Source organism: Streptomyces sp. SCL15-4 (genome assembly GCF_033366695.1).
GTDB lineage: Bacteria > Actinomycetota > Actinomycetes > Streptomycetales > Streptomycetaceae > Streptomyces.
Genome location: NZ_JAOBTQ010000001.1, coordinates 5,444,580 through 5,464,929, shown reverse-complemented (window position 1 = coordinate 5,464,929; position 20,350 = coordinate 5,444,580). Strand labels below are relative to the sequence as shown.

The 20,350-nt window shown below is 74.1% G+C and carries 17 protein-coding genes; 7 read left to right on the top strand and 10 right to left on the bottom strand.

The window, feature by feature from the left end; genetic code table 11:
* Genes SCK26_RS24470 through SCK26_RS24445 form a run of 6 tightly spaced genes read left to right on the top strand, consistent with a single transcriptional unit; the run spans position 1 to position 6,753 of the window.
* Entirely contained in the window at positions 1 to 1,362 is a 1,362-nt protein-coding gene (locus tag SCK26_RS24470) for an O-antigen ligase family protein (RefSeq protein WP_318203469.1), read from the top strand.
* A complete protein-coding gene (locus SCK26_RS24465) occupies positions 1,359 to 3,089 on the top strand; it encodes a lipid II flippase MurJ (protein WP_318203468.1) in 1,731 nt (576 codons plus the stop codon). Before SCK26_RS24470 ends, SCK26_RS24465 begins: the two co-directional genes overlap by 4 nt.
* Positions 3,073 to 3,816, top strand: a complete 744-nt coding sequence (locus tag SCK26_RS24460) for a polysaccharide deacetylase family protein (RefSeq protein WP_397956673.1) — start codon at positions 3,073 to 3,075, stop codon at positions 3,814 to 3,816. Before SCK26_RS24465 ends, SCK26_RS24460 begins: the two co-directional genes overlap by 17 nt.
* On the top strand, positions 3,813 to 4,970 hold the full coding sequence (locus SCK26_RS24455) for a glycosyltransferase (RefSeq protein ID WP_318203467.1): 1,158 nt from the start codon (positions 3,813 to 3,815) through the stop codon (positions 4,968 to 4,970). The genes SCK26_RS24460 and SCK26_RS24455 overlap by 4 nt, the downstream gene beginning before the upstream one ends.
* Positions 4,967 to 5,623, top strand: a complete 657-nt coding sequence (locus SCK26_RS24450) for a lipopolysaccharide biosynthesis protein (protein ID WP_318203466.1) — start codon at positions 4,967 to 4,969, stop codon at positions 5,621 to 5,623. Before SCK26_RS24455 ends, SCK26_RS24450 begins: the two co-directional genes overlap by 4 nt.
* Positions 5,620 to 6,753 (top strand): GNAT family N-acetyltransferase, encoded by a 1,134-nt coding sequence (locus SCK26_RS24445; RefSeq protein WP_318203465.1) that lies wholly within the window; start codon positions 5,620 to 5,622, stop codon positions 6,751 to 6,753. Before SCK26_RS24450 ends, SCK26_RS24445 begins: the two co-directional genes overlap by 4 nt.
* On the opposite strand, the gene SCK26_RS24440 is transcribed toward SCK26_RS24445, so the two are convergent.
* From SCK26_RS24440 to SCK26_RS24425, 4 genes are all read right to left on the bottom strand, one after another.
* Positions 6,750 to 7,871, bottom strand: coding sequence for a glycoside hydrolase family 26 protein (locus SCK26_RS24440; protein WP_318203464.1), 1,122 nt, complete (start codon positions 7,869 to 7,871; stop codon positions 6,750 to 6,752). The two genes, SCK26_RS24445 and SCK26_RS24440, sit on opposite strands and share 4 nt — an antisense overlap.
* Positions 7,872 to 8,054: 183 nt before the next feature.
* Complete coding sequence (locus SCK26_RS24435; RefSeq protein WP_318203463.1) at positions 8,055 to 8,855, bottom strand: chaplin; 801 nt, start codon at positions 8,853 to 8,855, stop codon at positions 8,055 to 8,057.
* A gap of 133 nt (positions 8,856 to 8,988) precedes the next feature.
* On the bottom strand, positions 8,989 to 9,216 hold the full coding sequence (locus SCK26_RS24430) for a chaplin (RefSeq protein WP_318203462.1): 228 nt from the start codon (positions 9,214 to 9,216) through the stop codon (positions 8,989 to 8,991).
* A gap of 239 nt (positions 9,217 to 9,455) precedes the next feature.
* Positions 9,456 to 9,848, bottom strand: a complete 393-nt coding sequence (locus SCK26_RS24425) for a rodlin (protein ID WP_318203461.1) — start codon at positions 9,846 to 9,848, stop codon at positions 9,456 to 9,458.
* 246 nt (positions 9,849 to 10,094) lie between these two features.
* On the opposite strand from SCK26_RS24425, the gene SCK26_RS24420 reads away from it, so the two are divergent.
* Positions 10,095 to 10,493, top strand: coding sequence for a rodlin (locus SCK26_RS24420; RefSeq protein ID WP_318203460.1), 399 nt, complete (start codon positions 10,095 to 10,097; stop codon positions 10,491 to 10,493).
* A 69-nt stretch (positions 10,494 to 10,562) separates the two neighbouring features.
* Here SCK26_RS24420 and SCK26_RS24415 read toward each other — a convergent pair whose 3' ends face one another.
* From SCK26_RS24415 to iolB, 6 genes are all read right to left on the bottom strand, one after another.
* Complete coding sequence (locus tag SCK26_RS24415; RefSeq protein WP_318203459.1) at positions 10,563 to 11,417, bottom strand: ABC transporter permease; 855 nt, start codon at positions 11,415 to 11,417, stop codon at positions 10,563 to 10,565.
* Positions 11,414 to 14,062: an alpha/beta fold hydrolase gene (locus SCK26_RS24410; protein ID WP_318203458.1), complete on the bottom strand. Its 2,649-nt coding sequence runs from the start codon at positions 14,060 to 14,062 to the stop codon at positions 11,414 to 11,416. Before SCK26_RS24410 ends, SCK26_RS24415 begins: the two co-directional genes overlap by 4 nt.
* A 165-nt stretch (positions 14,063 to 14,227) precedes the next feature.
* Positions 14,228 to 15,727 (bottom strand): APC family permease, encoded by a 1,500-nt coding sequence (locus SCK26_RS24405; protein ID WP_318203457.1) that lies wholly within the window; start codon positions 15,725 to 15,727, stop codon positions 14,228 to 14,230.
* 401 nt (positions 15,728 to 16,128) lie between these two features.
* Positions 16,129 to 17,631 carry a CoA-acylating methylmalonate-semialdehyde dehydrogenase gene (mmsA, locus tag SCK26_RS24400; protein WP_318203456.1) on the bottom strand — a complete coding sequence of 501 codons (1,503 nt, stop codon included), beginning with the start codon at positions 17,629 to 17,631 and terminating at the stop codon, positions 16,129 to 16,131.
* A gap of 16 nt (positions 17,632 to 17,647) precedes the next feature.
* A complete protein-coding gene (gene iolD / locus SCK26_RS24395) occupies positions 17,648 to 19,528 on the bottom strand; it encodes a 3D-(3,5/4)-trihydroxycyclohexane-1,2-dione acylhydrolase (decyclizing) (RefSeq protein WP_318203455.1) in 1,881 nt (626 codons plus the stop codon).
* Positions 19,525 to 20,343, bottom strand: a complete 819-nt coding sequence (iolB, locus tag SCK26_RS24390; protein ID WP_318203454.1) for a 5-deoxy-glucuronate isomerase — start codon at positions 20,341 to 20,343, stop codon at positions 19,525 to 19,527. The genes iolD and iolB overlap by 4 nt, the downstream gene beginning before the upstream one ends.
* Positions 20,344 to 20,350: the final 7 nt, after the last annotated feature.

The window sequence follows — 20,350 nt, the reverse complement described above, 5'->3', positions numbered from 1 at the left end:
ATGGCCCTCGCCCCGCCGCCGCGCCGCCCCGCGCGGCTCACCGCGATACTGCCCGTCCTGCCGCCGGTGGCCGTGGTGGCGCTGCTCGCGCTGCCGGTCGCGCCCGGCGGCGCCACCAACGCGGGCCCCGCCGACGCGCTGTCCGCGCTGGTGGTCGTCTGCTGCGCGGTACGGCTGCTGCGCGCGCGCCGCCGCCCGCTCACCCCGGCCGCCGCGGTGATCCTCGGCCTGCCGGTGGCCGGACTGGTGCCGGCCGCGCTGCACGCCGCCTCGGCCGACGCCGCGATCACCGGCCTGGGCCGCTATCTCCAAATCTTCGTCCTGGTCCCGGCCGCCGTGGTGCTCCTGCTCCGGGGCCGGGCCGACTTCCGGCTGCTGGCCTGGTCGTTCGTGGCGCTCGCGCTCTGGCAGGGTGCGGTGGGCGCGCACCAGTACGTCACCCGGACCGGGGCCTCCTACCAGGGCCAGGACGTCCGGGCGGTCGGCACCTTCGGGGTCGCGGACGTGATGGGCATGGCCACGGTGGTGTCCTGCGGGCTGGTGTGCGCGGTGGGCCTGGCGCTGGGCCGTACCGCTCCCCGGGAGCGGGCGGTCGCCGTCGTCTGCGCGCTGGTCCTGCCGGTGCCGCTCGCCCTGTCGTTCAGCCGGGGCGCCTGGATCGCCACCGCCGTCACCCTCGTCGTCCAGCTCCTGCTGGCCGGGGTGCGCCGGGCGGCGCGGGTCGCGGCGGCCGTGCTGGCGGCGGGCGTGGTGCTGGTGGGCGGGCTGGGTGTGGGGACGGTGATGCTCCGGGAGCGGATCGACAGCATCGCGCGGGTCGCCGACGCGCCGGACCAGTCGGTCACCGACCGGTACACGATGTGGGCGGCGGCGGCCGGCATGTGGCGGGACCGGCCGCTGACCGGCGTCGGCCTGAAGGCGTTCCCGGAGTACCGCGACGGGCACGCCTCGCTCGCGCTGTCCTCGGGCAGCGACACCGAGGGCGCGGGCGCCGCCTTCCGCCGGCAGCCGCTGCTCTCCCCGCACAACATGTACCTGCTCGTTCTCGGCGAGCAGGGGCTGATCGGTCTGCTGTGCCTCGCGGGCGGCTGGCTGGCCCTGCTGGTGTGCGCCCTGCGCGGCCTGCGCCGGACCCGGGCGGCCGGCGGCCGGGACCTGGACTGCGCGCTGATCGCCTGCGGGCTGCTGGTCTGGCAGCTCGTGGACTTCGTCTACGCCGACATCGGCGGCCCGTCGACCGTCCTGACGGCGGTGTCCCTGGGCCTGACCGCCTGGTGGGCCCTGCCGGCCACCGTCCACGCCGGCGAAGCGGAACACTTCCTCGCCACCGAGGCGGCACCACGAGAGGCGGCCGTGCGATGACGAGCCGCACGACCGGCGGACCACCGGGACCGGGCACGGCACCACAGCCGGCCACCGCCCCGGAACCCTCCGCCCCGGACCCCTCCGCCCCGACCGACGGCACACCGGAACCAGGAACCGGCACGGCACCGCGGCCGGCCGCGGACCCCGGGGAATCCTCCGCCGTCGCCCCGCGGCTCCTGGCCCGGGCCGCGTTCCTCACCGCGTCCCTCTCCGTCGCGGCGGCGTTGCTCGGGCTGGTGCGGGACCAGTCGCTGGCGCGGCTGTTCGGGGCCGGACGGGACACGGACGCCTTCCTGGTCGCCTGGACGGTACCGGAGTTCGCGGCCACGCTGCTCATCGAGGACGGGCTGGCGTTCGCGCTGATCCCGGCGTTCAGCGCGGCCCTGGCCCGCCGTGCGCGGGGCGCCGCCGGGGACCCGGTGCGCTCGCTGGTGGCCGGCACCCTGCCCCGGCTGGCGCTGGCGTTCACGGCGGCCGGGGCGCTGCTCGCGCTGGCCGCGCCGTGGTGCGTCGCGGTGCTCGCGCCGGGCCTGCCCGATCCGGCCCTGGCCGTGGACTGCACCCGGATGACCGCGAGTTGCGTGCTGAGCTTCGGTCTCGCCGGGTACTGCAGCGCGGCCCTGCGGGCACACCGCCGCTTCCTGGCACCGGCCGCGATCTACATCGCGCACAACGTCGCCATCATCACCGCGATGTACGCGCTCGGCGGCCGCTGGGGCGTACGGTCGGCCGCGTTCGGGGTCGCGGTGGGCGGCTTGCTGATGGTGGCGCTGCAAGTCCCGTCCCTGGCCGTCCTGTTGCGCCGCCGCGGACACGGCCGTACAAAGGCGCGGCCCGCCGCCGCGGCGCCCCCGCTGGACGTGCCGCTGCTGGCCACCGTGCTGCTGTTCGCGCTGTGCCGGCAGTCGCAGGTGCTCATCGAGCGGTTCTGGGCCTCCGGGCTGCCCGCCGGGGCCATCTCGCACCTGAACTACGCGCAGAAGGTCGCGCAGATCCCGATGACGCTGTCCATGATGCTGTCCACGGTCACCTTCCCGGTGGTGGCGCGGGCGCTGGCCGACGGCGACACCGAGCGGGCCCGGGGCCGGGTGGAGCGGGACGTGGCGGTGGCCGCCCGCCTGGTGCTGTTCGGCACGGCCGTCGTCGTGGCCTGCGCCCCGCAGCTGATCGCCGTGCTGTTCCAGCGGGGCGCGTTCACGGCCGGCGACACCTCGGCGACGGCCGGGGTGATGCGGGTCTACGCGCTCGGGCTGCTCGGCCAGACGCTGACCGGTGTCCTGGTCCGCTCGTACTTCTCGGCGGGCCGCGCCACCTGGTACCCGCTGGCCGCGATGGCCGCGGGGATCGCGGCGACCTGGGGAATCGGCGCGTGGACGGCCGGTTCCCGGGGGGCGGCGGGGATCGCCGCCGCCAACGCCGCCGGGATCAGTCTCACCGCCGTACTGCTCCTCGCGGGCACCGGCCGCCGCGGTGTGCCGCTGCGGGCCCGTGCCGTGCTGCGCGGGCTGGGCCGGCCGCTGCGGGCGGCCGGTGCCGCCGCCGTGGCGGGCGGTCCGGCGGCGGGCCTGCCGGCGGCGGCGCCGGCCGGGCTCGCCGCCGGCGCGGTCACGGTGACCGTCGTCTTCGTCCTGCTCGGCGGGGCGCCGGGCGCCCGCGGCCTGCTCCCCGCCCTCCGTCCCGTCCGTTCCCTGCCCCGAAGGCTCGCCCATGCCCTCACCCGTTAAGTCCCCGGCGGCCGGCCCGGCCCCGTGGATCGCCATGTACCACTCGGTCGGCGACTGCTCCGACGACCCCTACCGCGTCACGGTCTCCCCCGACCGGCTGGAGCGGCAGCTGCGCTGGCTGTGCCGGCGGGGCCTGCGCGGAGTGTCGGTGGCCGAGCTGCTGGCCGCCCGGGACCGGGGCGGCGGCCGGGACCTGGTGGGTCTCACCTTCGACGACGGGTACGCCGACTTCCTCGGCAACGCCCTTCCCGTGCTGGACCGCTGGGGGTGCACGGCCACGCTGTTCGTGCTGCCCGGCCGGTTCGGCGGCGACAACGCCTGGGATCCGCTGGGTCCGCGCAAGCCGCTGCTGACCGCCGAGGGCGTCCGGCGGGCCGCCGACCGGGGTGTGGAGATCGGCTCCCACGGACTCGCCCACATCGATCTCACCCGCATCGACGACATCCGGCTGAAGGCCGAGACCGCCGAGAGCCGCGCCGTGCTGGAGGAGCTGACCGGCACCCCGGTCACCGGGTTCTGCTATCCGTACGGCACGGTCGACCGGCGTGTCGTGGCGGCCGTGCGGGAGGCCGGTTACGCCTACGGCTGCGCCATCGACCCCGGCGCGCTGAGCGGCCGGCACGTCCTGCCCCGGGTGCACATCGGGCAGGACGACACCGCCGTACGCCTGTTCCTGAAGCGCCGGCTGCACCGGCTGCGCCGACGGCCGGTGGAGGGACTGCGGTGAGGGTCCTGCACGTCATCACCGGGCTCGGCGTGGGCGGTGCCGAGACCCAGCTGCGGCTGCTGCTGCGGCATCTTCCGGTGGAGTGCGAGGTGGTGACACTGACCGAGCCGGGGCCGGTCGCCGCCGGGCTGGTGGCCGACGGGGTGCGGGTGACCCACCTCGAGATGGCCGGCAACCGCGATCTGGGCGCGCTGCCCCGGCTGGCCCGGCTCATCCGGCACGGCCGGTACGACCTGGTGCACACCCATCTCTACCGGGCCTGCCTGTACGGCCGGATCGCCGCCCGGCTGGCCGGGGTCCGCGCCGTCGTCGCCACCGAGCACTCCCTCGGCGACACCCAGACGGAGGGCCGGCCGCTCACCGCCGGGGTCCGCGCGCTGTACCTGCTGGGCGAGCGGCTCGGCCGGACCACCGTCGCGGTCTCCCCGGCCGTCGCCGCCCGGCTGGCCCGCTGGGGCGTGCCCGAGCCGCGCATCACGGTCGTGCCCAACGGCATCGAGCCCGCGCCGTTCGCCTACGACCCGGCGGCCCGCCGCCGCACCAGGGCCGCGCTGGGACTGGACGAGGACGCGTTCGTGATCGGCGGCATCGGCCGGCTCGTCCCCGGCAAACGCTTCGACGTCCTGGTCCACGCACTCGCCGGGCTGCCCGCCGACTGCCGGCTGCTGCTGGTCGGCGGCGGCCCGCAGGAGGGCGCGCTGCGGCGGGCCGCGCACCGGGCGGGGGTCGCCGGGCGGGTGCTGTTCACCGGAGAGCGGCCGTATCCGCCCGACGGCTCGCCCGGCCCCCTGCTGCCCGCGCTGGCCTCGGCGATGGACGTGCTCGCCGCCCCCTCGCCCGAGGAGGCGTTCGGACTGGCGGTGGTGGAGGCGCTCGCGGCCGGACTGCCGGTGCGCTACACCTCCTGCCCGGCCCTCCAGGACCTGCCGCCCGGGGCCGCTCCCGACGCGGCGCGCATCCCGTGCGACGCCGGCGCGTACGCCCGCGCGCTCGCCGAGGTCCGCGCCGCCGGTCCCGGTCCGCGGGCCGCCGCCGAGGCGGCCCGCCACTACTGCGTCACCCGCAGCGCCGCCCGGCTCCTGGACGTCTACGCGGCGGCGCTCGCCCACCCGGCCCCGACGTCCCGCTCCCCGCAGAAAGCCGTCCTCTCATGACCGAGAACCACACCCGGCGCCACCGCGGCACCCGCCTCACCCGCCCCGGCCCGCTCCCGCCCTGGTCGCTGGTGGCGGCCGGGGTCCTCGCGGGCGGGCTGCTGGGCGGCGGGTACGGGATGCTGCGGCCCGTCCAGTACACGGCCACCAGCTATCTGCTCGCCGTACCCGGCGACCGGTCCGACACCGCCACCGCGCTCGGCTTCGCGCAGGCCTACGGCCGTATCGCCACACAGCCCGCGGTGCTCGCCGACGCCCAAGCGCACGCCGGGGTGCCGGCGGACGCGCTGCACGCCGGAGTGCGCACCGCGACCTCGCCGGACGCGCCCATGGTCGCCGTCTCCGCCACCTCGCCGCGCCCGGCCGAGGCCGCCGCCATGGCCAACGCGGTCGCCGGGGCGCTGACCCGGCGCGCCGGCGCGGTCCGCGCCGACACCCGGGTGTCCCTGGTCCCGTTCACCCGCGCGGTACGGCCGGCCGAGCCGTCCTCGCCGTCCGCCGGGCTGACCGGGCTGGTCGGGGCGAGCGGGGGCGGGCTGCTCGGCGGGCTGGCGCTGCTGGTGCGGCCGGGCCGCAGGCCCGGGACGGAGGTGCCGCGACCGGCCCCGCTGCCCGGACCGGCCGTCGCCGCCGACGCGCGCGGCCGGCGGTGACCGCCACCGTCACGGCGCGCGCCCGCAGCGTCCGCCTCACCGCCGACCTCGTCACCGACGCCCACGCGTTCGCCGCCCTGGCGCCGGCCTGGGAGCGGCTGTTCGGCCGGTGCGCCGCCGCGACCCCGTTCCAGAGCCACGCCTGGCTGCACTCGTGGTGGCTGTCGTACGGCCGGCCGGGGCGGCTGCGGCTGCTGGTGGTGCGGGCCGGCCGCGACCTGGTGGCCGCCGCGCCGCTGATGCTGGTCCGCCGGCCGCTGCCCGCGCTGCTGCCGCTCGGCACGGGGATCTCCGACTACGCGGACGTGCTGCTGGACGACGCCGACGACGGGCCGGTGGCCGACGCGCTCACCACGGCGCTCGCGGACGCGGCCCGCACGGCCCTGGTCGACTTCCGCGAGGTGCGCCCGGGCGGAGCCATGGAACGGGTCTACGAACGCTGGCCCGGGCCGTGCCGCACGGTTCCCGACTCGCCGTGCCTGGAGCTGCCCGCGCTGCCCATGGAGGGACTGATCGCCCGCCTGCCGTCGGCCAAGTCCGGCCAGCGGGCGCGGGCCCAGCTGCGCCGGCTGGCCGCGCTGGGCGTGCGGCGGCGGACGGTGGGCCCGGCGGAGGTCGAGACGGCCCTCGTCCGGCTGCTGGCGCTGCACCGGTTGCAGTGGCAGGGCCGGGACGTGACGGGCGAGCATCTGCGGCCCCGGTTCCGCGAGCATCTGCTGCGCGCGGTGGGCTCGATGGTGCGCTCGGGAAACGCGGTGGTCACCGAGTTCCGGATCGGCGACGAGGTGGTGGCCGTCGATCTGACCCTGCTCTCGGACGGCATGGCCGGCGGCTACCTCTACGGCGCCCATCCGGATCTGCGGGAACGCCGAGCGGACGTGGCGGTGATGCTGCTGGACGCCTGCTCTGAGCTGACGGTCGGCGGCGGGCACGGCACGCTGAGCCTGCTGCGCGGCGACGAGCCGTACAAGCGGCACTGGCATCCCGAACGCGTCGTCAGCCGGCGTCTGCTGATGGCCCGCGGGCCCACCGCTCCGCTGCTGACGGCCGCGCTGTACGAGGCGGTCGCCCGGCAGCGGGGCAGAACGGTGCGGCACCGGTGGCGGGAACGCGGCCGGGACCGGTCCTAGCGCATCCGCGGCCACCGGTCGAAGCGGAGGCACATCTCGCGGCCGAACCAGTACGCGGCCCAGTCGCCGAGGCTCAGCGGACAGGCGGGCGGCGGCAGGGGCGGGCCCTCGGGACGGCCGTACAGTGCGGTCCGGTAGACCAGCGCCGAGCGGGGGTTGGCCGGGCACTGCCAGACACCGTGCGGGCAGTAGTCGGTCAGCGTGTTGTACACCGGCCGGTGCTCGTCGATCCAGGCGAGCATGCGCCGCATGTACTCGGCGTTGTCGCCGTTGCGGAACAGGCCCCATTCCGGGTACGACACCGGCTTGCCGTGGGCCGCGGCGAAGTCCACGTGCCGCTGGAGTCCGTAGGGCTCGCTCACCTGCTCGTCGAAGGTCACTCCGGCCGGCTGGTCGTAGGAGTCCATGCCGATGATGTCGACCGTGTCGTCCCCGGGATAGCACTCGGTCCAGGGCACGGCGTCCCGGCCGCGGCTCGGCGCGAAGTCGAACCGGAACCGCTGGCCCGGCACCGCGCGCATGGTGGTGACGATCCTGTTCCAGTACGTCTTCCAGGCCGCCGGGTCCGGTGCGCAGCGGTGGGTGTAGGTGATGCCGTTCATCTCCCAGCCCAGCACGAGGACCGTGTCCGGCACCCCGAGCGCCACCAGCCGCTCGGCCAGGGTCCGGAAGTGCCCGTCGAACGCGCCGGACGCGCCCTGCCGCAGCAGTTCGCGCACCTCCTCGTCCGGGACGTCCTCCTCGTTGCGTTCCTGCATCGGCACGTTCAGGACGAGCGTCCGGTCCGCCTGCTCGCGCCGCCAGCCGGCCCAGGCGTCCAGGAAGCCGGGCGGCCCCTCGATGTCCTGCCAGAGACCGCCGGGCAGATAGGTGTGGGCGACCTTCACCTCGGCTCCGCCGAGCCAGCGGCTCAGCTCCGCCATCCGCGCGACACCGGCGGGCCCGGAGTCGAGAAACGCGCCGAAGACCGGGAGGGAGCGCTCCGAGGCGGGAGTCCCGGGGCCGTCCGCGGCGAAACCGGGGCCGGCCCCGACGAGCGCCGGGACGACGAACGCGACGAACGACGCGATGGCCGATGCCATGCGGAGGGCTGTCGCCCGGTGCCGCTGTGAGGCCATGTCCACCGCTCCTTCTCCACGTCACGACACGTTCCGGTCTCCTGACACTCAGTCACATCAATAGGAAAAACGCCAGTCCGGTCGCCGCGTCCGCCCTCGGAACCCCTCGCACGGTCCAACGCGCGGGGCGGGGGCGGGGTGGGCGCCGCGGGGTGCCGGGCGCTCGGTCCGGCACCCGGTGCGCTAGTGACGGCAGGCGGCCCGGCCGCGTCGGTACAGGACCGTCCCCGCTCCGATCAGCAGGGCACCGGCACCCGAGGCCGCGAACATGGTCCGGGACTCGCCACCGGTCTGCGCGAGCACGGGAGGCGTGGTGTGGACGGTGTCCGGGGGCGTGCTGTCCCCTCCGCGCGGCGGGGTCGTCTCCTCACCACCGTAGGGAGGCGAGGTGGTCTCCTCACCACCGTAGGGAGGCGAGGTGGTCTCCTCACCACCGTAGGGAGGCGAGGTCGTCTCCTCACCACCGTAGGGAGGCGACGTGGTCTCGTCACCGCCGTAGGGAGGCGAAGTCGTCTCCTCACCACCGTACGGAGGCGACGTGGTCTCCTCACCACCGTACGGAGGCGAAGTCGTCTCGCCGCCGTCCTTCGGAGGTGACGTCGTCTCGCCGCCGCCGTACGGAGGTGACGTCGTCTCCTCGCCGCCGTACGGGGGTGTGGTGGCGGGCGTGCCGCCGGGGCTCGGCCGGGTGCCGTAGCCCGAGTCGTCGGAGTCGTCGCCGTACCCGTCCTGGTGGTGGTCGGACTCCTGCGGCTTCGGCCGGGAGGCCACGTTGGCGCAGGAGTTGCCGAACGCCGGGTTCAGCGCGGCGGCCACGTCGACGGAGTTGCCGCAGATGTTGACCGGGACGTTCACCGGGACCTGGACGGTGTTGCCGGACAGCACACCGGGCGAGCCCTGGGCCGTGCCGTGCGCGTGGGTGTCGGCGAGCGCTGAGCCGCCGTACAAGGACAGCACGCCCGTCGCGGCGGCGGCCACGGCCATGCCTTTGCTGAGAGTGTGTCGCAATTTCGTGGTCTTCCTGCTCGGAGAAGTGGGAAGGCCGGCCCCGGACGACGAATCGGCGGTCCGGAGCCGGCCAGTACACAGCCGGGGAAGCTGGTGGGACGTGCGAACGTCAGTGGTTGACGCAGACGTTGCCGAACGCCGGGTTCAGCAGCGCGATGATGTCGATGGTGTTGCCGCACACGTTGATCGGCACGTGGATCGGCACCTGGATGACGTTGCCGGAAATGACGCCCGGGGAACCGACGGCGGCACCGGAGGCACCGGCATCGGCGAAGGCGGGACCGGCCAGACCCAGTGCCAGAACTGCGCCCGTGACGGCGGCGGCGGTCTTCTTCATGATTGTTCCCTTCTCCGGGGCGATGCCCCGATGACGGCCAGAACCGTGCGAGCCCGACGTGAGCGGTCGTGGCACGGAACGAGGGATTGACACAACAAGAGACCGCTGAACACGGACGGCGCGATAATCACTCGATCGCACCGCTTCCTCGTGCATTCTTCCCTCGCCTGAGGTAGTGGAAAAAGGCCCGGGCGGCCCGCAGACGACGCAGCGGACAGCCCGGGCCCGGTTGGCTCGGCTCAGCCTTCGCCGTTGGCCGAGAGGACCGACAGGTCCTCCAGGATGTGCGAGAGCGCACCGTCGCGCTTGATGTTCGACGAGTTGTCGCTGCACTGCTGGTCCAGATCGTCCGACAGGATCGGGACATCGTTGATCGGTACGATGTTCAGGATCGGGATCTGGATGTCCTCGAGGGCGAGGCACGGCTTGTTCAGCGAGCCCTGGACCAGCGACAGCTGCGGGCTCATCGCGCCCTTGGTGGCCGAGTTGCCCCACGACGAATTGGCACCGTTGCCATTCGCGACGGTCGGGCCGTCGTCGTTGCCGATGGCAAGCGCCTGCGGCGCGGCCGCCACCGCCATTCCCACAACAGAAGCGGCGGTCGCGGCGGCGACCATTGCCTTCTTGAGCACTTCGCGTTCCTTTCCTCGTAGCGACGCATGCCCTACGGCCTCATCAACCCGGCGCATCGGGAATGGTTCCGCCGATTCACTCGGTTGGCTCCCCGGTGCGCACGAGGTGACGGCGGCCACCAATGCGAAAAGCGCACCACCAGTCCGGCGTATCGGCCGACGGGGTGAACGGCAGAAACCATGCGGCAGCCCGGGAGTTGACCAATGCGCTCCGGTGAACGGGGTTTTCTCAGAAAGGACTGGCCAGTGATCAAGAAGATTGTTGCCACCGCGGCCGTCGCCGCCTCGGCCGTGGGCGCCTCGGCTGCCGTGGCACCGCAGGCGCTGGCGATCGGCAACGACAGCGGCCCGACCGCCGCCAACGGCAACGGCGCTTGGCAGAGCTACGGCAACTCGGCCACGTACGGGAACATGAGCCCGCAGATCGCCCTGATCCAGGGCTCCTTCAACAAGCCGTGCATCGGTCTGAACGACATCAGCGTGCCGATCCTGAACATCGTGCCGATCAACGACCTGCCGATCCTGTCCGACGACATGACGCAGCAGTGCACCGAGAACTCCTCGAACGTCAAGCGCGACGGCGCGCTGGCGCACCTGCTGGAGGACGTGTCGATCCTGTCCGGGAACTCGGAGTCCGGCAGCTGATCCGCCGTACGGCACGGAGCGGGCCGCCGGGAATTCCCGGCGGCCCGCTCCGGCGTGCCGGGGCGCCCGCTAGGAGACGACGTCCTTGCGGGCGAAGGTGCGGAAGGCGAGGGCGAACAGCACCAGGGCATACGTCACGGAGAGCGCGGCGCCCTGGATCATGCCGGACCACTCGGGGGCCGGCTGGACGGCGTCCGCCCAGGCGAACTGCCAGTGCGCGGGCAGGAAGTCCCGCCAGTGGCCGAGGGCGGTGACGGCGTCCAGGACGTTGCCGACGATGGTCAGGCCGACCGCGCCGCCGACCGCGCCGAGCGGGGCGTCGGTCGCCGTGGACAGCCAGAACGCCAGTCCCGCGGTGACCAGTTGGGACACGAAGAGGTACGCCACGGCCACCAGGAGCCGCTGGGCCGCCGTGCCGGTGTCCAGCGCGCCGCCGGTGGGGACCTGGAGCGGGCCCCAGCCGTAGGCGGCCGTGCCGGCGGCGAGCGCCACGAGCGGCAGCAGGACCATCGCGGCGAGGGACAGCCCGAGCGCCACGACGAGCTTGGACCACAGCAGCCGGGCGCGGGGCACGGGCGCGGCGAGCAGGTAGCGCAGCGAGGACCAGTTCGCCTCGGAGGCCACCGTGTCACCGCAGAACAGGGCGACCGGGACGACGAGCAGGAAGCCGGCCGACACGAAGAGGTTCACGGCGGCGAAGTTGGCGCCGGAGGCGGTGGCCGTGTCCATCAGCGTGACCTGGTTGTTCCGGCCGCCCGGGTCGCCGCCGACCGCGAAGGCGATCAGCAGCACGAACGGCAGGAGGGCCAGGACCGCGCCCATGACGAGGGTGCGGCGCCGCTTGAGCTGGCGGACCAGCTCGACCCGCAGCGGCAGGGTGCGCCCCGCCTGATAGCCGGAGGCGACCTCGGTGAGCGTGCTCATGCGGAACCTCCGATCAGGGTGAGGAAGGCGTCTTCCAGGCGGCGGTGCGGGCCGACCGAGGTGACGGGCAGCTCCAGCCGCACCAGTTCGGCGATCAGCCGCTCGGCCGTGCCGCCGGGTGCGAGGCGGACCAGCAGCCCGCCGTCGGTGCGCACGGCGGAGGCGACGCCGGACAGCGCGGCCACCTTCTCCGCCACCGGCTCCTCCACGGGTGCGGCGGTGCCGACCAGCAGGGTGTCGCCGGAGCCGACGATGTCCCGGACCGGTCCGGCCTGCACCAGCCGGCCGCGGTCCATGACGACCAGGTGGGTGCAGGACTGCTCGATCTCGGCGAGCAGATGGCTGGAGACGATCACCGTCCGGCCGTCGGCCGCGTAGCGGATCATCACCTCGCGCATCTCGCGGATCTGGGGCGGGTCCAGGCCGTTGGTGGGTTCGTCCAGGATGAGCAGGTCGGGCAGGCCGAGCATGGCCTGGGCGATGGCCAGGCGCTGGCGCATGCCCTGCGAGTAGGTGCGCACCGCGCGGGCCAGGGCGTCGCCGAGCCCGGCGATCTCGAGGGCCTCGTCCAGGTGGGCGTCCTCGGGCGGGCGGCCGGTGGCCCGCCAGTACAGCTCCAGGTTCTCCCGGCCGGACAGGTGCGGCAGGAAGCCCGCGCCCTCCACGAAGGCGCCGACCCGGGAGAGCACCGAGGCGCCGGGCCGGACGGCGTGGCCGAAGACGCGGATCTCGCCGTCGTCGGGGCGGATCAGGCCCATCAGCATGCGCAGGGTGGTGGTCTTGCCCGCGCCGTTGGGCCCGAGCAGGCCGAGGACCCGGCCCTTCTCGACCCGGAAGGAGAGATCCTGGACGGCATACCGGTCGGCGGACTTGGCGTAGCGCTTGCTCAGGCCCTCGATGACCAGCGGGACCTCGGCGAGGTCCGGGTCGGGTGCGGGGGCGGCCGTGCGGCGGCGGGCGGTGAGCAGCAGGGCGAGGGCGGCGACGGCGCCGGCCGCGGGCAGCCACCACACCCAGGCGGGCAGCGGCGCGGCGGCGGTGGCGACCTCCGGCGCCGTCGGCACGCTCAGGGCTCCCTTCAGGGAGACGGTGTAGCCGGCCGGCGCGGCCGGTGAGGCGTAGCCGAGGTCGGTGGAGGCGAGGACCAGGCGGAGCCGGTGGCCCTTGCGCACCTCGTGGTCGATCGCCGGGAGGGTGACGGTGACGTCCTTGCCGGCCTTGGCGCCGGTCACCCTCAAGGGGGTCACGAGCTGGGCGGGCAGCACGGGCCGGCCGCCGTCGGGCCCGACGTCGTAGACCTTGCCGAACAGGACGGCGTCGTCGCGGGTGGAGGTGATGTGCACGGTGGCCGTCGGGGTGCCGGTGATCCGCAGGTCGCGGGTGAGCGGTGCCGAGTCGAAGCGCGCGTACTGGCCGGGGAAGTCCATGGAGAGGCCGACGCCGAGCGCGGACAGCCGGCCGAGGCCGGACCCGCCGAGGCCGGGCAGCGCGGAGACGCCGGGCGGGCTGGCGCCGGCCGGGTTGGCGACGTGCTGGGTGCCGCCGGTGAGGGGGACGGCCCGCGGGTGGTCGCGCAGGCCCGGGTAGGTGTCGGCGCTCGCGCCGCGCTGCCGGGCCGTGCCGTCGGTGGAGTCGACGCCGCCGGTGCGGGTGATCCGGAAGGCCGGGCCGGTGCCGGCGTTCCTGTCGCCCTTCAGGTACCGGTCGAACCAGGCGCGCGTGCGTGCCTCGACCCGGTCGGTCTCCATGTCGCCGCCGTCGTGTCCGCCGGCGATCCAGTCGACGGCGACGGGTGCGCCGGACGCCCGGATCGCCCGGGCGGCGGCGTCCGCCTGGTCGAGGGTGAACAGGGAGTCCGTCTGTCCCTGGGTCAGCAGGGTGGGCACCTTGACGCGGTCGCCGACGGCGGACGGCGAGCGCTCGGCGAGCAGCGCGCGGGCGGCCGGGTCGGGGGTGCCGGAGGCGGCGACCCGCTCGTACATCCGGCACAGCTCGGGCCGGAAGCGGGCGCAGCCGCCGCCGCTGTTGACGAAGACGCCGGCCCACAGCTTCTTGAAGACGCCGTGCGGGAACAGGGCGTCGGCGAGGTTCCAGTAGGTGATCGCCGGGGCGATGGCGTCGATCCGGCGGTCGTGTCCGGCGGCGAGCAGGGAGACCGCGCCGCCGTAGGAGCCGCCGGCCATGCCCACGCGCGGGTCGCCGGGCCGGTCGAGCCGTACCTCGGGCCGTTTCGCGAGCCAGTCGAGGAGCCGGGAGACGTCGGCGACCTCGCCCTCGGGGTCGTTCAGCCCGATCTTCCCGGTGGACCGGCCGAAGCCGCGCGCGGACCAGGTGAGCACCGCGTAGCCGGAGCGGGCGAGGTCCTCGGCCTGCCGGCGCATGTCGTCCTTGCTGCCGCCGAAGCCGTGCGCGAGCAGCACGGCGGGGTGGCGGCCGGCGTCGGCCGGGGTGACGTACGAGGTGTCGAGGCGGGCGCCGTCGACGGCGAGGACCCGGTCGCTGTGGCGGACGGCGGGGCGGTCGTCGGAGGCGACGGCCGCCGTCCACGTCCCGGCACCGGCGAGGACCACGGCGGCGGCGACGGCGGCCACGAGCCGGCGCGGCCGGCGCCACGGGGTCCGCGGTGCGCGAGGTCGAAGATCCATGCGACTACGGTACGGGGCCGCGCCGGCGGGCGCTGCTGCCGCCGGGGGGAGGGGCGGGCCGTCCCTGAGGGGTACGGCGGTGCCGGCGCGTACCGCGGGTGCGGTACGCGCCGGTGCGGCGGCCGGGGCCCGTCCGGTTCCGGCAGCCGCCTCCTCGGGCGCTTCTCAGGCCTGTGCCTCGCCGGTGACCGGCGCGGTGACCGGTGCGGTGAGCGGGGCCGGCTGCGCGGGGCCGGACTGGGCCGGGATGGTGGCCGGGGTGTCCGCCGGGTCCGCGATCCGCGCGTCCTCGGGGATGGACACGAGCCAGCGGGTGTCGCGGCGGGGCCGCAGGTACAGGGCCCAGTAGAGGGTGGCGACGGCGGTGATGCCGCCGGTCCACAGCAGGTAGCCCGCCTCCTGCTGGGTCAGGATGTAGGCCAGGACGGCGATGAGCAGGACCGGCACGGCGGGCCACAGCGGCATCCGCCAGGCGGGGGTGTGCCGGTGGGAGCCGCGGCGGGCGAGCAGCGCGGCGACCGCGACCAGCAGGTACATGCCGGTCACCGAGACGCCGGTGACGCCGTACAGCGTGTCGAGGTTGACGAAGCAGAGCACCGCGCCGGGGACGCCGACCGCGAGGGTGGCCACCCACGGGGAGCCGAAGCGGCCGAGCCGGGAGAAGACCGTGTTGACCGGGCCGGGCCAGGCCTTGTCGCGGGCGGAGGCGAACAGCACGCGGGAGTTCTGGATGACCATGACGATGCCCGCGTTGACGATGGCGAGGGCCACGCAGAGGCTGACGAAGGTGCCGACCGCGGAGTTGGACCAGGCGGTGACCATGGAGCTGATGTCGCCGCCGGTCAGTTCGCCGAGGTCGGAGGCGCCGAGGGTGATGGCGGCGACCGGCACCAGGATGACCACGGTGGAGATGGCGAGCGTGGCGAGGACGGTGCGGGCGACGTTGCGGCGCGGGTTCTCCAGTTCCTCGGAGAGGTAGACGGCGGTGGAGAAGCCCTGGGTGATGAACAGGGCGATGGCGAGTCCGGAGACCACCAGCATGGCCGTCACGGTGTCCGTGTGGCCGTCGGTGCCGGCCACCTGCATCGAGACCAGGCTGCCCATCCCGCGGTGGCCGTGCGAGAAGCCCAGTACGGCGACGACGCCGGCCGCGATGACCTCCAGGACCAGGAAGATGCCGGTGATCCAGGCGTTGGCGCGCAGGTCGAGCAGGCCGGCGAGGGTGGCGAGCAGCATCACGCCGGCGCCGGTCATGGACGGGTCGAGGTGGACGATCGGGGCGAGGTAGTCCGCGGTGCCCATCGCGATCACCGGCGGCACGATCATGACGACCAGCAGGGAGAGCACGAAGACGAGCCAGCCCGCGAGCCGCCCGGCCATCGTCGACACCATGGCGTACTCGCCGCCCGCGCTGGGGATGAGGGTGCCCAGCTCGGAGTAGCAGAACGCCACGGCGATACAGAGCAGGGAGCCGATGGCGATGGTCAGCGCGGTGGCGGTGCCGAGGGAGCCGAACAGGTCGGGAACCACGACGAAGAGCGTGGAGGCGGGCGTGACGCACGACAGCGTCAGCAGCGTGCCGCCCACGACGCCGATGGAGCGCTTCAGCCCGGGTGCGGGGGCCGTCGCGGCGTCGGCCACGGTCTTCTGGTGCGTGTCGGTCATGCGGCGGTTCCGATCGACTGGTGCGAGTGAGGGTGGGCTCGGGAGCGCTATCGCCTCCGGCGGATCGTCGAATGTTCGGTCTCGTCCGCTCCCGGCGCTGCATAGAACCCTGACGAAAACCCCCACGTCAATGGCCGTTTACCTTCGGAATTCGCAGCTCCGGTTTCCCGGGGACGGCATCACTTTCCTAGGCCGTTACGCCCTACAGGTGCATCCATCAAGCCCAGACCGGTTGTGACCTTGCTTTCAAAGGCGTCACTGCGGCAACCCCTTCGTCACCCGTTTCGTCCGCACTGCACGGGAACCGCAGCGGACGTTTCAAAAAAATGTCAGGCGTCCGCTATCCGGACGCGCCGGTGCCCCGCCCGCCGCGACGCGCGGGGACGGGGCACCGGGCCGGCTCAGTGGTTTCGCGGGAAGCCCAGGTCCACGCCCGCCGGGGCGTCGGCCGGGTCGGGCCAGCGCGTGGTGACGACCTTGCCGCGGGTGTAGAAGTGCGTGCCGTCGTTGCCGTAGACGTGGTGGTCGCCGAAGAGCGAGTCCTTCCAGCCGCCGAAGGAGTGGTAGCCCACCGGCACCGGGATCGGCACGTTCACGCCGACCATGCCGGCCTCGACCTCCAGCTGGAAGCGCCGGGCGGCGCCGCCGTCCCGGGTGAAGACCGCGGTGCCGTTGCCGAACGGCGAGGCGTTGATCAGCGCCACGCCCTCCTCGTAGGTGCCGGCGCGCAGCACGCACAGCACCGGGCCGAAGATCTCGTCCTGGTACGCCTTGGCGCTGGTCGGGACCCGGTCCAGCAGCGAGATGCCGATCCAGTGGCCGTCCTCGAAGCCCTCGACGGTGTATCCGGTGCCGTCGAGCACGACCTCGCAGCCCTCGGCGGCGGCACCCGCGACGTAGGAGGCCACCTTGTCCCGGTGCGCCTTGGTGATCAGCGGGCCCATCTCGGACGCCGGGTCGCCGCCCGGACCGATCTTGATCTTCTCGGCGCGCTCGCGGATCTTCTCCACCAGCGTGTCGCCGATGGAGCCGACCGCCACGACCGCCGAGATGGCCATGCAGCGCTCGCCGGCGGAGCCGTAGGCCGCGCTCACCGCCGCGTCGGCCGCCGCGTCCAGGTCGGCGTCCGGCAGCACCAGCATGTGGTTCTTGGCGCCGCCGAGGGCCTGCACCCGCTTGCCGTTCGCGGAGGCGGTGGCGTGGATGTGGCGGGCGATCGGGGTGGAGCCGACGAAGGAGACGGCCTTGACGTCCGGGTGCTCCAGGAGGCGGTCGACGGCCGTCTTGTCGCCGTGGACGACGTTGAAGACGCCGTCGGGCAGACCGGCCTCGGACAGCAGCTCGGCGATCCGGACGGAGGCGGACGGGTCCTTCTCGCTGGGCTTCAGCACGAAGGTGTTGCCGCAGGCGATGGCGATCGGGAACATCCACATCGGGACCATCGCCGGGAAGTTGAACGGCGTGATGCCCGCGACGACGCCGAGCGGCTGCCGGATCGAGGCCACGTCGACCCGGCTGGCGACCTGCGTGGACAGCTCGCCCTTCAGCTGCACGCTGATCCCGCAGGCCAGGTCCACGATCTCCAGGCCGCGCGCGACCTCGCCGAGCGCGTCGGAGTGCACCTTGCCGTGCTCGGCGGTGATCAGCTCGGCGATCTCGTCGCGGTGGGCGTCCAGCAGCGCCCGGAACCGGAACAGGATGGAGGTGCGCTGGGCGAGCGAGGACCGGCCCCAGGCGGCGAAGGCGTCCTTGGCCGCGGCGACCGCCGCGTCCACCTCCTCGGCCGACGCGAACGCGACCTTCGTGGTCACCGCGCCGGTCGCCGGGTCGGTGACCGGCCCGTACGTACCCGACGCGCCGTCGACGGCCTTCCCGCCGATCCAGTGGTTGACGATCTTCGTCATGTCCGGGGACTCCTTCTCACAGATGGCGGCGTCGGGTGGAGACGTGCCGTTCGTACAGCTCGCGTGCCGTGACCGCGGACGGGCGGGTCGCGGTCGCGGCCACGGGAACATCCCACCAGGCCTGGGCCGGCGGCGCGCCCGACACAGTGTCGGACGTTTCGGTCTCCACGTAGACACATGTGGGGACCTCGGCGGCCCGCGCCTCGGCGAGCGCCGTCCGCAGCTCGCCCACGGTCCCCGCGCGCAGCACCCGCATGCCCAGGCTGGCCGCGTTGGCCGCGAGGTCGACGGGCAGCGGGGCACCGGTGTAGGCGCCGTCCGGGCCCCGGAAGCGGTAGTCGGTGCCGAACCGTTCGCCGCCCACCGCCTCCGACAGCCCGCCGATGGAGGCGTAGCCGTGGTTCTGCAGCAGGACGAGCTTGACGGCGATGCCTTCCTGCACGGCGGTCACGATCTCCGTCGGCAGCATCAGATACGTGCCGTCGCCGACCAGTGCCCATACGTTGCGCTCCGGCGCGGCGAGCTTCACCCCGAGCGCGGCCGGGATCTCGTAGCCCATGCAGGAGTAGCCGTACTCCAGGTGGTACTGGTCCGCCGACCGGGCCCGCCACAGCCTGTGCAGGTCGCCGGGGAGCGAGCCGGCCGCGTTGACGATGATGTCCGTCTCGTCCACCAGCGCGTCGAGGGCGCCGACGACCTGCGGCTGGGTCGGGCGCAGACCGGGGTCGGCGGCCTCGAAGCAGGCGTCGACGATCCGCTCCCAGCGTTCCTTGGCCTCGGTGTACTCGCTGACGTAGGCGTCGGCGACCCGGTGGCCGTGCATCCGCAGCCGCTCGGTCAGCTCCTCCAGGCCGCCCCGCGCGTCCGCGATCAGCGGGAGTCCGGCGAGTTTGTGGCCGTCGAAGGCGGCGATGTTGAGGTTCAGGAAGCGGACGTCGTGGCGTGCGAAGAGGGTGCCGGAGGCGGTGGTGAAGTCGGTGTAGCGGGTGCCGACGCCGATCACCAGGTCCGCGGTGCGGGCCAGGTCGTCGGCGGTCGCGGTGCCGGTGTGGCCGATCCCGCCGACGTCCTGCGGGTGGTCGTACGGCAGCGAGCCCTTGCCGGCCTGGGTGGAGGCGACCGGGATGCCGGTGGCCCCGGCGAACTCGGCGAGGGCGCTCTCGGCGCGGCTGTGGTGGACGCCGCCGCCCGCGACGAGCAGCGGCCGGCGGGCCGCGCGGATCGCCCCGACCGCCTCGGACAGCTCGGCCGGGTCCGCGCCGGGCCGCCGTACGGTCCACACCCGCTCGGCGAAGAACCGCTCCGGCCAGTCGAAGGCCTCCGCCTGCACGTCCTGCGGCAGGGCGAGGGTGACCGCACCGGTGTCCACCGGGTCGGTGAGCACCCGCATCGCCTGGAGGGCCGACGGGATCAGGGCCTCCGGACGGGTGACGCGGTCGAAGTACCGCGACACCGGGCGCAGGGTGTCGTTGACCGACACGTCGCCCGCGTACGGCACCTGGAGCTGTTGCAGGACCGGGTCGGCGGGGCGGGCGGCGAAGACGTCGCCGGGCAGGAGCAGCACCGGCAGGTGGTTGACGGTGGCCAGGGCGGCGCCGGTGACGAGGTTGGTCGCGCCGGGGCCGATGGAGGTGGTCACCGCGTGGGTGGACAGCCGGCCCGACTGGCGGGCGTAGCCGACGGCCGCGTGCACCATCGCCTGCTCGTTGCGGCCCTGGTGGTACGGCATCACGTCCGCGTACTCGACCAGCGCCTGGCCGATCCCGGCGACGTTGCCGTGCCCGAAGATGCCCCAGACGGCGCCGATCAGCCGCTGCCGGGCGCCGTCCCGCTCGGTGTACTGGGCGGCGAGGAAGCGGACGAGCGCCTGGGCGACGGTCAGCCGGACCGTGCTCATCGGTACCCCCCGGTGGTGTGGTCGGGATGGAAGCGGATGAGCCACTCCCGGTTCCGTCCCGGGCCCGCCATGACGTTCAGGTAGTACATGTCGTGTCCGGGCTGGGCGATGGACGGGCCGTGCCAGCCGTCGGGGACGAGGACGGCGTCGCCGGAGCGGACCTCGGCGAGCAGGTCCGCGCCGCCCGGACGGGACGGGGACACGCGCTGGTAGCCGAGGCCGCCGGGGCCGTCGATCTCGAAGTAGTAGATCTCCTCCAGCTCGGACTCCTCGCCCGGCCGGTGCTCGTCGTGTTTGTGCGGCGGGTACGAGGACCAGTTGCCGCCGGGAGTGACCACCTCCACGGCGATCAGCCGGTCGCACGCGAAGGCGTCGGCGGCGGCGAAGTTGCGGACCCGGCGGGCGCAGTCGCCGCTGCCGCGTTCCTCGACGGGGACCTCCGGCGCGGGGCCGTAGCGGGCGGGGAGTCGTCGCTCGCACTTCGCTCCTGCCAGGGCGAAGCGGCCTCCCGCGCCGGAGGCGATCTGGACCCGGGCGTCCCGGGGTGCGTACGCGAAGTCGGTGACGTCCGCGAACACGCTTTTCCGGCCCAGGAGTTGGAACTCGTCCTGCTCCGTTCGTACGGTACAGCCGCCTTCCAGCGGAAGCACGATCCACTCGCTGTCGCCGGTGGTGAAGGTATGGCCGGCACCGGGCGCCAACTCGACGACCCGCAGACTGCTGTGTGTCCAGCCGGCCAACTCGGGGCCGATGTCGACGGCGTACCAGGCGTTCGCGGTCGCGCCCCTGGGCAGATGCAGATCGGTGCTCGTCATGCGCCCC

What these genes read in the sequence shown, in the direction of transcription:
- SCK26_RS24470 (WP_318203469.1), top strand. Translation starts at nt 1, where the DNA reads ATGGCCCTCGCCCCGCCGCCGCGCCGCCCCGCGCGGCTCACCGCGATA.
- SCK26_RS24465 (WP_318203468.1), top strand. Translation starts at nt 1,359, where the DNA reads ATGACGAGCCGCACGACCGGCGGACCACCGGGACCGGGCACGGCACCA.
- SCK26_RS24460 (WP_397956673.1), top strand. Translation starts at nt 3,073, where the DNA reads ATGCCCTCACCCGTTAAGTCCCCGGCGGCCGGCCCGGCCCCGTGGATC.
- SCK26_RS24450 (WP_318203466.1), top strand. Translation starts at nt 4,967, where the DNA reads ATGACCGAGAACCACACCCGGCGCCACCGCGGCACCCGCCTCACCCGC.
- SCK26_RS24440 (WP_318203464.1), bottom strand. Translation starts at nt 7,871, where the DNA reads ATGGCCTCACAGCGGCACCGGGCGACAGCCCTCCGCATGGCATCGGCC.
- SCK26_RS24435 (WP_318203463.1), bottom strand. Translation starts at nt 8,855, where the DNA reads ATGGCCGTGGCCGCCGCCGCGACGGGCGTGCTGTCCTTGTACGGCGGC.
- SCK26_RS24430 (WP_318203462.1), bottom strand. Translation starts at nt 9,216, where the DNA reads ATGAAGAAGACCGCCGCCGCCGTCACGGGCGCAGTTCTGGCACTGGGT.
- SCK26_RS24415 (WP_318203459.1), bottom strand. Translation starts at nt 11,417, where the DNA reads ATGAGCACGCTCACCGAGGTCGCCTCCGGCTATCAGGCGGGGCGCACC.
- SCK26_RS24410 (WP_318203458.1), bottom strand. Translation starts at nt 14,062, where the DNA reads ATGGATCTTCGACCTCGCGCACCGCGGACCCCGTGGCGCCGGCCGCGC.
- SCK26_RS24405 (WP_318203457.1), bottom strand. Translation starts at nt 15,727, where the DNA reads ATGACCGACACGCACCAGAAGACCGTGGCCGACGCCGCGACGGCCCCC.
- mmsA (WP_318203456.1), bottom strand. Translation starts at nt 17,631, where the DNA reads ATGACGAAGATCGTCAACCACTGGATCGGCGGGAAGGCCGTCGACGGC.
- iolD (WP_318203455.1), bottom strand. Translation starts at nt 19,528, where the DNA reads ATGAGCACGGTCCGGCTGACCGTCGCCCAGGCGCTCGTCCGCTTCCTC.
- iolB (WP_318203454.1), bottom strand. Translation starts at nt 20,343, where the DNA reads ATGACGAGCACCGATCTGCATCTGCCCAGGGGCGCGACCGCGAACGCC.